This is a genomic window from Streptomyces ureilyticus, from assembly GCF_011045025.1.
In the GTDB taxonomy this organism is placed as follows: domain Bacteria; phylum Actinomycetota; class Actinomycetes; order Streptomycetales; family Streptomycetaceae; genus Streptomyces; species Streptomyces ureilyticus.
Window position 1 is genome coordinate 1 of record NZ_JAAKZX010000113.1, and the last position, 13,809, is coordinate 13,809.

Genomic DNA, 13,809 nt, shown 5'->3' on the forward strand with positions numbered 1-13,809 from the left:
CGCCCCGGCTCCCGGACCCCGCAGCGTTGGTGATCCGACCCCGTTGTCAGTGCGGAGTCGTACGGTGGATTCCATGCGGCCCGTATCCAAGATCGAACGCACGGTGGCGCCCTTCGAGGTCGTCAGTCCCTACTCGCCCAGCGGCGACCAGCCCGCTGCCATCGCCGAGCTCGAACGGCGCGTTCGCGCAGGTGAGAAGGACGTCGTCCTCCTCGGCGCGACCGGCACCGGCAAGTCCGCGACCACCGCGTGGATGATCGAGAAGCTCCAGCGCCCCACCCTTGTGATGGCGCCGAACAAGACGCTGGCTGCCCAGCTGGCCAACGAGTTCCGAGAGCTCCTGCCGAACAACGCGGTCGAATACTTCGTCTCGTACTACGACTACTACCAGCCTGAGGCGTACGTCCCGCAGTCGGACACCTACATCGAGAAGGACTCCTCGATCAACGAGGAAGTCGAGCGCCTGCGCCACTCCGCGACCAACTCGCTGCTCACCCGCCGTGATGTCGTCGTGGTCGCCTCGGTCTCTTGCATCTACGGCCTCGGCACACCGCAGGAGTACGTGGACCGCATGGTCGCCCTCAAGGTCGGCGACGAGATCGACCGGGACGACCTGTTGCGCCGCTTCGTCGACATCCAGTACACGCGTAACGACGTGGCCTTCGCGCGGGGCACCTTCCGGGTCCGCGGGGACACGATCGAGATCTTCCCGGTCTACGAGGAACTGGCCGTCCGCATCGAGATGTTCGGCGACGAGATCGAGGCCCTCTCCACGCTGCATCCGCTCACCGGCGAGGTCATCAGCGACGACGAGCAGCTGTACGTCTTCCCGGCATCGCACTACGTGGCGGGCCCGGAGCGCCTGGAGAAGGCCGTCAACGGCATCGAGAAGGAGCTCGAGGAGCGCCTCGCCGAGCTGGAGAAGCAGGGCAAGCTCCTGGAGGCCCAGCGGCTGCGCATGCGCACCACGTACGACCTGGAGATGCTCCGCCAGATCGGCTCCTGCTCCGGTGTCGAGAACTACTCGATGCACTTCGACGACCGTGACCCCGGCTCCCCGCCCAACACCCTCCTCGACTACTTCCCGGACGACTTCCTGCTGGTCATCGACGAGTCGCACGTCACGGTGCCGCAGATCGGCGCCATGTACGAAGGCGACGCCTCCCGAAAGCGCACCCTCGTCGACCACGGCTTCCGGCTGCCCTCCGCTCTGGACAACCGCCCTCTGAAGTGGGAGGAGTTCCAGGAGCGCATCGGCCAGGCCGTCTACCTGTCCGCAACTCCGGGCAAGTACGAGCTCTCGCGCGGGGACGGCTTTGTCGAGCAGATCATCCGCCCCACCGGCCTCGTCGACCCGGAGGTCGTGGTCAAGCCGACCGAGGGGCAGATCGACGACCTGGTGCACGAGATCCGCAAGCGCACCGAGAAGGACGAGCGCGTCCTGGTCACCACGCTCACCAAGAAGATGGCCGAGGACCTCACCGACTACTTCCTCGAACTGGGCATCCAGGTGCGCTACTTGCACAGCGACGTCGACACGCTGCGCCGCGTCGAGCTGCTGCGGGAACTGCGTGCCGGAGAGTTCGACGTCCTGGTCGGCATCAACCTCCTGAGGGAGGGGCTCGACCTGCCCGAGGTCTCCCTGGTGTCGATCCTCGACGCCGACAAGGAGGGCTTCCTGCGCTCCGGCACCTCACTGATCCAGACCATCGGCCGCGCGGCGCGCAACGTGTCCGGTCAGGTCCACATGTATGCCGACAAGATCACCCCGGGCATGGAGAAGGCCATCGAGGAGACCAACCGCCGCCGGGAGAAGCAGGTCGCTTACAACAAGGAGAGGGGCCTCGACCCGCAGCCTCTCCGGAAGAAGATCAACGACATCGTGGCGCAGATCGCCCGCGAGGACGTCGACACGGAGCAGCTGCTTGGCACCGGCTATCGCAACCTGAAGGACGGCAAGGGCGCCAAGGCCCCGGTACCCGCGCTCGGTTCGCAGGCCGCCAAGGGAGCCAAGCCCGCCAAGGGCAAGGCCAAGGAGACCGTGCCCACCGACCGCCCCGCCGCCGAACTCGCCGGGCAGATCGAGGAGATGACGGAGCGGATGCGCGCGGCCGCCTCCGACCTGCAGTTCGAGATCGCAGCCCGACTGCGCGACGAAGTCTCGGAAATGAAGAAGGAACTACGCCAGATGAAGGAGGCGGGCATCGCCTGACCACCGCGAATGGCGCGCTGTGTTGCAAGACCGACACAAAGTGTGGGCCAGGCTTAGGCACTGTCGGTGCCCCTGCGTAGGGTTGCTGGTCAACCGCAGGATTCTGCGGCAACAGGGGACGTTCGAGAGGGGAACAGCGCGTGACGGTCAACATGACCAAGGGTCAGGCCATCAGTCTGCAGAAGAACGACGGAGGCACCCTGACCGCGGTGCGCATGGGGCTCGGCTGGCAGGCGGCCCCGCGCCGCGGCCTGTTCGGCTCGCGCACCCGGGAGATCGACCTCGACGCCTCGGCCGTGCTCTTCGCGGACAAGCAGCCGATCGACGTGGTGTTCTTCCGTCACCTCGTCAGCGACGACGGCTCCGTGCGCCACACCGGGGACAACCTCGTCGGCGGTGTCGGCCAGGGCGGCGACGACGAGGCGATCCTCGTCGACCTCGCGCGCATCCCGGTCCACATCGACCAGATCGTCTTCACCGTGAACTCCTTCACGGGCCAGACGTTCCAGGAGGTACAGGACGCGTTCTGCCGACTGGTCGACGAGACCAACGGCCAGGAACTCGCCCGCTACACGCTCGCGGGCGGGGGCCAGTACACGGCACAGATCATGGCGAAGGTGCACCGCGCGGGCGCCGGATGGCAGATGACCGCACTGGGTACGCCGGCCAACGGCCGTACGTTCCAGGACCTGATGCCCGCGATCCTGCCGCACCTGTAGACAGCCCGGCGCAGACGAAACGAGGGGGAGAAGGCGATGACGGCCGAGCTGGTGCGGGGACAGAACCATCCGCTGCCCCAAGCCCGACTCGAGATCCGGGTGTCCGCCGGCAAGCCGATCGTGGCAGGAGCCACGCTCAGCGACGAGAACGGCAAGGTGCACGGCGTCGAGTGGGTGGCCCACCCAGGCTCGCCCACACTGCCCGGCCTTGAGGTCTCCAAGCAGGCGGCGGCCGACCACCGTCTCGCCTTCGACCTGGACGCCCTCACAGAGGCCGTGCACCGCGTCAGTGTGCTGCTCGCACTGCCGACCGGAGTCGGAGGCCCGGCCCGGTTCGGCTCCGTCGCCGCTCCCTTCGTAGCGGTCACCGGACTCGGCGGGGCCGAGATCGCCAGCTACACGATCACGGGCCTCGACGCCGAGACGGCCGTCGTCGCCCTCGAGCTGTACCGCAGGCAGGGTGCCTGGAAGGTGCGCGCGGTCGGCCAGGGGTACGCGGGAGGCCTCGCCGAACTCCTCGCCGACCAGGGGCTGCCCCAGGCACCCCAGCTTGCGAACGACATCAACGAAGCGGTGGCCCGGGGCCTGGCACGTTCGGTGGCCGCGCCTCCGCCGCGCACGGCCGAGGGCGACCGCTCCCGGCACACCGCTGCATCCGCGCTGGGCCCCGACCAAGGTGGCCCCACCCCTCAGGGCGCCACCGGGCACGTATCGCAGCAGGCGGGCTACGTCGGGGGACCGGCTCAGGGGGATCCGTCCGCCGCCACGCAGCCTCCCATGCCAGGAGGCGGTGGTCCGGTCAACTACAGCCACCCCGGTCGGCAGGCCGCCGCGCCTCCGTCACCCCCGCCGACCGCGCCACCGGTCCAGCCCGGACAGCCCGCGCAGCCCGTCGCGGGCGACGCGACCGGCTGGTCCATGGAGGAGCGGCTCTACAACCAGGTGTGGGGCATGTTCGAGGACCTGGCCCGCACCACGGCCGCCTATCGCAGCGCCGTCGACTTCGCCGACTCACGCATGGAACAGGAGCTCGACAAGGTCCTGTCCGACCCGCGCAGCCGCATAGGCGGACAGGCGGACGCCGCGCGTGAGACGGCCCGCGCCAAGCACTCCCAGCTCGTCGACCAGGCCCGGGCCGCGCTCGACCGTGACCTCGCCCAGCTCAGCGCCGAGGCGGAGGTCGTCGAGCCCGCGCTGCCCACGGCGTTCGCGCGCTGGGACAGCCCTGTCTGGCAGGGCTACCGCGTACCGATGGAGATCCCCATGGCCCTGCGCCTCGGCGACCTCCAGCTGCCCGAGAGCTCCGGCCTGAGCATCCCGATGCTGGTGCGGCTGCCGCTGGAGCGTGGCCTGTGGATCGACAGCGGCCGTGCCGGATCCCCCGACGGCTCGCTCGCCGACTCCGACGAACTGCGCCGCCTCGCCGTGGACACAGCGGTGGCGCTTGCCGCCCGGCTGCTCGCCGTCTACCCGGCGGGCGAGTACACGGTGCACGTCATCGACCCGGCGGGTTCCGGCGCCTCGGCGCTCGCTCCGCTCGTACAGACCGGTGTGCTCCACACTCCGCCCGCCGTCGGCGCCGCTGGTGTGAACGACGTCCTGGCCAGACTCACCCAGCGCGTCGACCTGGTACAGATGGCGATCCGTGCAGGCGCGGCCGACTCACTGCCGCCCGACCTCGACACAGCCGAGCAGTTGCTGATCGTCAATGACTTCCCGCACGGTTTCGACGACCGCGCGGTGACCCAGCTGCGCTACCTCGCGGACGAGGGCCCGGCCGTCGGCGTCCACCTCATGATGGTGGCCGACCGGGAGGACGCCGCCGCCTACGGACCGCTGCTCGACCCGCTCTGGCGTTCGCTTCTGCGCCTCACCCCCGTGCCCGACGACCACCTCGCCGACCCCTGGGTCGGGCACGCGTGGACGTACGAGCCCTCGCTCGTACCGCCCGGCAGTCAGGTACTCCAGCACGTCCTCACTCAGGTCGCGGCGGCCCGCCGCGACTGGAACCGCTGACACTCCGCGGAGTCCGTCGCCTGACAGGTCACGCGCAGTCCCGCGTGCCCCCCCAAGTCTTGGTCAAGCCGCCTGACCAGCACATTTGCCCTTTCCTTTGCCAATCTCTTTACCAATCCTTGGTGATTGGGGTACTGTTCTCCGTGCGGAGGGGAGTACTCCCTACCTACTGCGGCGTACCCGTCAATACGGATCTGGCCAGATCCCGGGGCGTCGGCCCGAAGGCAACAGGCGCTCATCGCGTCCCAGGAGCCCCGGGTGGAAGAGACCTCCGGCAGCGACGACGCTGACATTTGCCGTTACGTACTGCCGGAGGCGCAGTGGATGTTTCGACGACCCTTTGGGTCCTGACCATCGTGGGCCTTGCCGCCCTCATCGCGGTTGACTTCTTCATCGGCCGCAAACCCCACGACGTATCGATCAAGGAAGCCGGGATCTGGACGGTCGTCTGGATCGTTCTTGCCGTGTTCTTCGGACTCGGCCTGCTCGTCTTCTCGGGCGGCCAGCCCGCCGGGGAGTTCTTCGCCGGCTTCATCACCGAGAAATCGCTGAGTGTCGACAACCTCTTCGTCTTCGTCCTGATCATGGCGAAGTTCTCGGTGCCCTCGCAGTACCAGCAGCGGGTCCTGCTCGTCGGCGTGCTGATAGCCCTCGTGCTCCGGGCGATCTTCATCGCAGCGGGCGCCGCGATCATCGCGAGCTTCTCGTGGGTGTTCTACATATTCGGCGCGTTCCTCATCTACACCGCCTGGAAGCTGATCCAGGAGGCCAGGGCCGACGAGCCCGAGGAGGAGTGGGAGGAGAACAAGCTCCTCAAGGCCGTCGAGAAGCGCTTCGGGGTCGCCGACCGCTACCACGGCACCAAGCTGTGGATCCAGCAGAACGGCAAGCGGGTCATGACGCCGATGCTGGTCGTGATGCTCGCCATCGGTATGACGGACGTGCTCTTCGCGCTCGACTCGATCCCAGCGATCTTCGGCTTGACCCAGGACCCGTACATCGTGTTCACGGCCAACGCGTTCGCGCTGATGGGGCTCAGGCAGCTGTACTTCCTGATCGGCGGTCTGCTGAAGAAGCTGGTCCACCTGTCGTACGGCCTGTCGGTCATCCTCGGCTTCATCGGCGTCAAGCTCGTGCTGCACGCGCTGCACGAGTCCGGCGTCCACGTCCCGGAGATCTCCATACCGGTCTCCCTCGGCGTGATCTGCGCGGTGCTGATCGTCACCACGATCACCAGCCTGATGGCCTCCAAGAAGCAGGCGGCGGCCGAGGCGGCGCAGAAGGAGACCGAAGGCACTTCGAAGGACAGCATCGAGGCCTGAGCCTGACGGCGTCGAAAGCAGCAACAACTAAGCGGCTTCGGGGCGTGCATCACTGCCCCGAGGCCGCTTGGCATCGAGAGCCGATGTTCGGCGCCTTGCCGACGGCCGCTCCCGTGCTCGCTTCTGGCTGGCGCCCGTCCCAGCGCGCGACGTGCGCTAGGAGGCCCCCGCGAGCCGCAGCGCGGGCGGAGGCCCGGCCTCCGATCAGTACGTGACCGTGATGCGCCGGCCCGGGCCGTCCACGCGGATCACGCCCCCGTAGGGGATGACCAGTTGCGGATCGGTGTGACCGAAGTCCACGTCGAAGACGATCGTCATGTCGGGGGCGTACACGCGCACGGCGCGCAGGACGGCCTCACGCTACTCGGCGGCGTAACGGGCGCCCTCCTCGGGGTTGTTGGGACGCTCGAAAGACCAGGTCTTGGCCCGGCCCATCAGGAGCGCCGAGAAGCGCCGGAGCAGCCCGCGCTCGCCCATGTTCCGCAGGGTGCGGAAGACCTCCTCGCCGCTCGGCATCTCCTCCGACGTCTCCAGGATCAGCACCCCGCCGTCGAATTCCGAGAGATCGCGCGGGATCTCCCGGTCGGCCATCAGCAGCCAGCCGACGATCTCCAGGCAGCCGCCCCAACTGCGGCCCTCCACCACCCGGTCGGGGTTCACCCACGTCCATCCGGTGCCGGGCCGGGTCTCCGGTTCGGCGTCGAAGGTCGTCGGGTCCGCCCAATCGCGGTCGACGTCGTTCCAGCGGTCGGCGGGTTTCAACTCGTACTCGCCCGATGTGAACAGCGACGCCCGCAGCGACTCCGCCGTCAAGGGGTCCATGGCGAACGGGCGGCCGAGCGCGGTCATCACCGTCGCGCCGTGGTAGCCGACGAGTCCTGTGTTGCGCAGGAACATCAGCAGGTTCGTGTTGTCGCTCATGCCGAAGAACGGCTTCGGGTTCGCGCGGATCAACTCCCGGTCCAGCAGCGGCAGTACCGTGATCTGGTCGTCGCCGCCGATCGACGCGATGACCGCCTTGGCCATCGGATCGGCGAACGCCGCGTGGATGTCGTCGGCTCGCGCCCGAGGTGTCGCGCCCATCATGCGAGTCGTCGGGTACTCGACCGGTTCGAGGCCGTACTCCTTGCGCAGCCGCTCCAGGCCCAGCTCGTAGGGGATCGGGAAGAGACCGGGGAGACCCGCGGACGGCGAGATGACGGCGATGCGGTCGCCGGGCGACGGCTTGGGCGGATACGTCGGGGGCGTCATGACCGGAGCGTACGAGCAGTCCCCGCTCCGGCGCACCGTGATAAACCGAGTCCGAGCAGCAGACCCGAGCAGTAGAGCTGAAAAGGCTCCCTCGGGCGACCGATCAGACGACAGAACCGGAGGAGCAGTGCCCCGCACCCTCGCCACCGCGCCGATCATGATCCTCAACGGCCCCAATCTGAACCTCCTGGGGCAGCGCCAGCCGGAGATCTACGGCTCGGACACGCTCGCCGACATCGAAGTGATGTGCGCCAAGGCGGCGGCCACGTACGGCGGCACGGTGGACTTCCGCCAGTCCAATCACGAGGGCGAGTTGGTCGACTGGATCCACGTCGCCCGTCGGAACCATGCCGGCATCGTGATCAATCCCGGCGCCTACTCGCACACCTCCGTCGCGATCCTGGACGCCCTCAACACCTGTGACGACATGCCCGTGTTGGAGGTCCACATCTCCAACATCCACAAGCGCGAGGAGTTCCGGCACCACTCGTACGTCTCGCTTCGTGCCGACGGGGTCATCGCGGGCTGCGGCGTGCAGGGATACGTGTTCGGGGTCGAACGGGTCGCGGCGCTGGTGGGAGCGGGGCGGGCGGAGGCCTGACTACCGGCGCCCAGGGAGGGCCGGGTCTCGCGAGCCAGGCACAGGTGTTCCCCGTGACACCAGGGTGGTGGCCGGCCGCCGGACGTCGACCGGCCACCACCGTGGTGGGCCGCCGGCCCGAGGGCGGGGATCGGGTGGCCGGCGGCCCCTCCGCTCAGGAGCCGTCTTCCTGCGCGGGCTGCCTCCAGTGGACCGCGCCGCCACGTGCGCCGGGAGCGCGTGCGTGACACCGGCGTGTGCGCTCGGTTCACACGGGGCGCGCGACGGCGCGCGCCCGCGAAACGCGCGTCCCCGTCGGAAGAGTCACGAACGCCAACGCGCGCTCCGCGCCAAGCGGTTCACCAACTCACTGCCGGCACCGAGCAGTTCACCAGCCCCGAGCGTGCCACTCCGGCAGATGCGGCCGCTCCGCGCCCAGTGTCGTGTCGTTGCCGTGCCCCGGGTAGACCCACGTCTCGTCCGGCAGTACATCGAAGATCTTCGTCTCGACATCGTGGATCAGGCTGGCGAACGCCTTCGGATCCTTACGGGTGTTGCCCACGCCACCCGGGAAAAGGCAGTCACCCGTGAATACATGAGGATGCCCGTGCGGATCGTCGTAGACGAGCGCGATCGAGCCGGGCGTGTGCCCCACCAGGTGGCGCGCGGTCAGCTCCACGCGCCCCACCCGGATCGTGTCACCGTCGTCGACCAGGACGTCGGTCGGCACGGGGATGCCCTCCGCGTCGTCCCGACCCGCGTACGTACGCGCGCGCGTGGCCGCGACGACCTCCGCGAGCGCCTGCCAGTGGTCACCGTGCTGATGAGTGGTGACCACGGACGCGATGCCGTCGGCGCCGATCAGCGTGAGCAGCGTCCCGGCGTCGTTGGCCGCGTCGATCAGCAACTGCTCGTCCGTGGCCCGGCAGCGCAGCAGATAGGCGTTGTTGTCCATCGGACCGACCGCGACCTTGGAGATCATCAGGTCCTGCAACTCATGCACATCCGCAGGGCCGCCGACCTTCACCGCTCCGCTGTACGTCATGTTCTTCAGCCTATAGCGGGGGGAGTGCGGGGAGCGGTCCGCCATCGGTGCTCAGCGCGGATCCGTCGCGGCGGCCGCAGAGCCAGCCGAGGAGGTCCGCCTGACGGCCGCTGACCGTGAGCCCGGGAAGAGGAGGCTCGTAGCCGCTCTCGATCTGCTCCCGGGAGACGGACTCGACGGCTCCGGTGGAGATCATGCGGCCGTCGTCCTGCTTGATCAACAGGGCCGGTACGTCGGAGTGGCCCTGGAAGCGCTCGGCGAGGAAGTTGATCTCCCGCTGAGTGAACTCCTCCGGCAGCTCCTCCAGCTCGTACCCGATCCCCAGATCCACGTGATGCAGCTCCACCTCGACCCACCGCCGGAAGGGCACCCGGGATGCCGCATCGGTGACGCCGTTGCGCAGCTCCACCGTGCGGGACCAGTCCGCGGGCGCGGCCCCCGCCGCCTGGAAGCGGGCCGCGCTCTCGCGTACGTCGGCGAGCTGGACGTCCAGCGGCCTGGGCGCGTCCCGTTCGATGTCGATGTCGCGGGCGTCCGCGGAGGCGTACATGGGGCGCCCTTCGAGGACGTTCACGAGAGCGTCCGCGTTGCGGGCGAGGTGAGCGAGGACATGGCCGCGGCTCCAGCCGGGCAGCCGTGACGGCTCGGCCACGGAGGAGTTGTCGAGTTTGGCCGCTGCGGTAAGCAGTCGTTCGGTCGCGTCACGTACTGACGCCAGGTCGCGCGCATGATCATTCATGGCAACGACCCTAGCCTCGCTACACGTTCGGGTGAAGGTGGCGGACCGCCCCTGCAAATCGAATGCGCGTGCTATAGGCTCAGGCGCGGCGTCGGGCATGCTGGATGGCCCGGGATTGTTACCAACCAGGGAAACCAACCGGCGCTGTCAGTGGCTCCCCCTAGTCTGAAAAATGACGGGGGCCCCGCCCCTGTCACTTCTCTCAAGAAAGGTGCGGACCGGCGTGGCCGACCGTCTCATCGTCCGTGGGGCGCGCGAGCACAACCTCAAGAATGTCTCGCTCGACCTTCCGCGCGACTCGCTCATCGTCTTCACGGGTCTGTCCGGGTCGGGCAAGTCCTCGCTCGCGTTCGACACGATCTTCGCCGAGGGACAGCGGAGGTACGTCGAGTCGCTGTCCTCGTACGCCCGGCAGTTCCTCGGGCAGATGGACAAGCCGGATGTCGACTTCATCGAGGGCCTGTCGCCGGCTGTCTCCATCGACCAGAAGTCGACCTCGCGCAACCCGCGCTCGACGGTCGGCACCATCACCGAGGTCTACGACTACCTGCGCCTGCTCTTCGCGCGCATCGGCAAGCCGCACTGCCCCGAGTGCGGCCGCCCCATCTCGCGCCAGTCGCCGCAGGCCATCGTCGACAAGGTCCTGGAGCTGCCGGAGGGGAGCCGCTTCCAGGTCCTGTCGCCGCTGGTGCGTGAGCGCAAGGGCGAGTTCGTCGACCTCTTCGGTGATCTCCAGACCAAGGGGTACAGCCGAGCCCGTGTCGACGGGGAGACGATCCAGCTCTCCGACCCGCCGAAGCTGAAGAAGCAGGAGAAGCACACCATCGAGGTGGTCGTCGACCGCCTCACGGTGAAGGAGGGCGCCAAGCGCCGCCTCACGGACTCCGTGGAGACCGCGCTCGGCCTCTCCGGCGGCATGGTCGTACTCGACTTCGTCGACCTCCCTCAGGACGACCCCGAGCGCGAGCGCATGTACTCGGAGCACCTCTACTGCCCGTACGACGACCTGTCCTTCGAGGAGCTGGAGCCCCGCTCCTTCTCCTTCAACTCGCCCTTCGGCGCCTGCCCAGAGTGCACGGGTATCGGTACGCGCATGGAGGTCGACCCCGAGCTGATCGTCCCCGACGAGGAGAAGTCCCTCGACGAGGGCGCCATCCACCCCTGGTCGCACGGGCACACCAAGGACTACTTCGGGCGTCTCATCGGAGCCCTCGCGGACGCGTTGGGATTCCGGACCGACATCCCCTTCGCGGGCCTCCCGCAGCGCGCCAAGAAGGCCCTCCTGTACGGGCACAAGACGCAGATCGAGGTGCGGTACAGAAACCGCTACGGCCGCGAGCGCGTCTACACCACGCCCTTCGAAGGAGCCGTCCCCTTTGTGAAGCGGCGGCACAGCGAGGCCGAGAGCGACGCGAGCCGCGAGCGCTTCGAGGGCTATATGCGCGAGGTGCACTGCCCCACCTGCGAGGGCACACGCCTGAAGCCCCTCATCCTCGCGGTCACCATCCTGGGGAAGTCGATCGCCGAGGTCTCCGCGATGTCGATCAGCGACTGCGCGGAGTTCCTGGGCGAGATGAAGCTCAACGCGCGCGACAAGAAGATCGCCGAGCGCGTCCTGAAGGAGGTCAACGAACGGCTGCGGTTCCTCGTCGACGTAGGCCTCGACTACCTCTCGCTGAACCGCGCGGCGGGCACCCTCTCCGGCGGCGAGGCCCAGCGCATCCGCCTGGCCACCCAGATCGGCTCCGGTCTCGTAGGCGTCCTGTACGTGCTGGACGAGCCCTCCATCGGCCTGCACCAGCGCGACAACCACCGCCTCATCGAGACCCTGGTCCGGCTGCGCGACATGGGCAACACGCTCATCGTCGTCGAGCACGACGAGGACACCATCAAGGTCGCCGACTGGATCGTGGACATCGGCCCCGGCGCGGGGGAGCACGGCGGCAAGGTCGTGCACAGCGGCCCCCTGAAGGAGCTGCTGGCCAACCCCGAGTCGGTGACCGGGCAGTATCTGGCGCGCAAGAAGGAGATCGCGCTCCCGGAGATCCGCCGTCCCGCCGACCCGGTCCGCAAGCTCACCGTGCACGGCGCCCGCGAGAACAACCTCCAGGACATCGACGTGTCCTTCCCTCTGGGCGTCCTCACGGCCGTCACGGGCGTCTCGGGCTCCGGAAAGTCGACCCTCGTCAACGACATCCTCTACACTCACCTGGCCCGCGAGCTGAACGGCGCCCGGAACGTTCCCGGGCGGCACACGCGCGTGGACGGCGACGACCTCGTCGACAAGGTCGTACACGTCGACCAGTCGCCGATCGGCCGCACGCCCCGGTCGAACCCGGCGACGTACACCGGAGTCTTCGATCACGTCCGCAAGCTGTTCGCCGAGACGACGGAGGCGAAGGTCCGCGGCTATATGCCGGGGCGCTTCTCCTTCAACGTCAAGGGCGGCCGCTGCGAGAACTGCTCCGGTGACGGCACCATCAAGATCGAGATGAACTTCCTGCCGGACGTGTATGTCCCCTGCGAGGTCTGCCACGGGGCGCGCTACAACCGGGAGACCTTGGAGGTCCATTACAAGGGCAAGTCCATCTCCGAGGTCCTGGACATGCCCATCGAGGAGGCTCACAGCTTCTTCGAGGCCGTGCCCGCGATCGCCCGCCACCTGAGAACCCTCAACGACGTCGGTCTCGGCTATGTGCGCCTCGGCCAGCCCGCGCCGACCCTCTCCGGCGGCGAGGCCCAGCGTGTGAAGCTGGCCTCCGAACTCCAGAAGCGGTCGACAGGGCGCACGGTCTACGTACTCGACGAGCCGACCACCGGTCTGCACTTCGAGGACATCAGCAAGCTGATCTCGGTCCTCTCGGACCTCGTCGACAAGGGCAACACGGTCATCGTCATCGAGCACAACCTCGACGTCATCAAGACCGCGGACTGGGTTGTCGACATGGGCCCCGAGGGCGGAAACGGTGGCGGCCTCGTCATCGCCGAGGGCACGCCCGAGCAGGTCGCGGGGGTGCCGGCGAGCCACACCGGCAAGTTCTTGAGGGAGGTGCTGGGCGCCGAGCGCGTCAGCGACGCCGAACCCGTGAAGGCCCCGCGCAAGGCGGCGGCCAAGAAGACGGTGGCCGCCAAGTCGATGACAAGGACGGCGGCGACGGCCAGGACCGCCAACAGCACCGCCACCAAGAAGGCGGACGCGGCCACGAGGAAGGCGGCTCCGGCGAAGAAGACGGCGGGGGCCCGGAAGTCCTGAGCCGGGTTCGTACGCGTACAGCCAGCTCTCACGAACGCGCCGCGCGCCGCGCCCCACGGGAACTCCCTGTGGGGCGCGGCGCGTTGCACAGTCAGCCCCCCTGCCCCTGCGGCTCGACGAACTGCATGTCCAGCTGGATCTTGACCACATCACCGAGCAGCCCCGGGGCGAAGTCCAGGCCGAAGTCGCTGCGCCGGATCTCGCCGGTCGCCTCGAATCCGGCGTGCCTGCGGTTGTCGATGACGGAGTCCACCACGCCCCCGAACTCCACTGCGAACGTCACCGGACGCGTCACCCCGCCGATCGTCAACTCGCCCTCCATCGACCACTCCTCGCCCTTTCCGGACACACGAGTGGATCGGTACGTCATCGTCGGGCGGCTCGCCACGTCGAGCAGTTCGGGGGAGCGGGTGTGCGCGTCACGGTCCCCGTTGCCGGTGTCGATGGAGGCCAGCGCGATCTCGGCGCTCACCTTGATGTCGTCGGCCGACTCACCCACGTACAGCTCGGCCTTCACCTCGCTGAAGCGGCCCCGCACCTTGGCGATGCCGAGGTGGCGGATGGTGAAGTTCACGGCGGAGTGGAAGGGGTCGAGCTCCCAGTCGCCGGGGAGCAGCGGGAGAACGGAAGCGGTCACAGTGGTCGGGGAGTTGTCGTTAGCCATGCAGCCAC

Annotated in this window: 9 protein-coding genes and 1 pseudogene; 6 read left to right on the plus strand and 4 right to left on the minus strand. The window is 68.3% G+C overall.

Annotated features, from left to right (window positions below; translation table 11 throughout):
• Positions 1 to 73 precede the first annotated feature (73 nt).
• From uvrB to G6048_RS29170, 4 genes are all read left to right on the plus strand, one after another.
• Positions 74 to 2,212, plus strand: coding sequence for an excinuclease ABC subunit UvrB (gene uvrB, locus G6048_RS29155; protein WP_165342582.1), 2,139 nt, complete (start codon positions 74 to 76; stop codon positions 2,210 to 2,212).
• Positions 2,213 to 2,352: 140 nt separating this feature from the next.
• Positions 2,353 to 2,931: a TerD family protein gene (locus G6048_RS29160; RefSeq protein ID WP_165342583.1), complete on the plus strand. Its 579-nt coding sequence runs from the start codon at positions 2,353 to 2,355 to the stop codon at positions 2,929 to 2,931.
• Positions 2,932 to 2,967: 36 nt separating this feature from the next.
• Positions 2,968 to 4,947, plus strand: coding sequence for a TerD family protein (locus G6048_RS29165; RefSeq protein WP_165342584.1), 1,980 nt, complete (start codon positions 2,968 to 2,970; stop codon positions 4,945 to 4,947).
• A gap of 320 nt (positions 4,948 to 5,267) precedes the next feature.
• Positions 5,268 to 6,269, plus strand: a complete 1,002-nt coding sequence (locus tag G6048_RS29170; protein ID WP_165342585.1) for a TerC family protein — start codon at positions 5,268 to 5,270, stop codon at positions 6,267 to 6,269.
• 204 nt (positions 6,270 to 6,473) lie between these two features.
• Here G6048_RS29170 and G6048_RS29175 read toward each other — a convergent pair.
• A pseudogene (locus G6048_RS29175) lies at positions 6,474 to 7,520 on the minus strand (S66 family peptidase).
• 127 nt (positions 7,521 to 7,647) lie between these two features.
• On the opposite strand from G6048_RS29175, the gene aroQ reads away from it, so the two are divergent.
• Entirely contained in the window at positions 7,648 to 8,121 is a 474-nt protein-coding gene (aroQ, locus tag G6048_RS29180) for a type II 3-dehydroquinate dehydratase (protein ID WP_165342586.1), read from the plus strand.
• 367 nt (positions 8,122 to 8,488) lie between these two features.
• Here the strand turns inward: aroQ and G6048_RS29185 are convergent, their stop codons facing one another.
• Together G6048_RS29185 and G6048_RS29190 are read right to left on the minus strand one after the other, a co-directional pair.
• Positions 8,489 to 9,145 (minus strand): MBL fold metallo-hydrolase, encoded by a 657-nt coding sequence (locus tag G6048_RS29185; protein ID WP_165342587.1) that lies wholly within the window; start codon positions 9,143 to 9,145, stop codon positions 8,489 to 8,491.
• Positions 9,146 to 9,155: 10 nt separating this feature from the next.
• Positions 9,156 to 9,884 (minus strand): maleylpyruvate isomerase family mycothiol-dependent enzyme, encoded by a 729-nt coding sequence (locus G6048_RS29190; protein ID WP_165342588.1) that lies wholly within the window; start codon positions 9,882 to 9,884, stop codon positions 9,156 to 9,158.
• Between the two features lie 223 nt (positions 9,885 to 10,107).
• Between G6048_RS29190 and uvrA the strand changes: the two genes are divergently transcribed.
• Positions 10,108 to 13,137 (plus strand): excinuclease ABC subunit UvrA, encoded by a 3,030-nt coding sequence (uvrA, locus tag G6048_RS29195; RefSeq protein ID WP_165342589.1) that lies wholly within the window; start codon positions 10,108 to 10,110, stop codon positions 13,135 to 13,137.
• A gap of 91 nt (positions 13,138 to 13,228) precedes the next feature.
• Here the strand turns inward: uvrA and G6048_RS29200 are convergent, their stop codons facing one another.
• Entirely contained in the window at positions 13,229 to 13,801 is a 573-nt protein-coding gene (locus G6048_RS29200) for a YceI family protein (RefSeq protein ID WP_165342590.1), read from the minus strand.
• Positions 13,802 to 13,809: the final 8 nt, after the last annotated feature.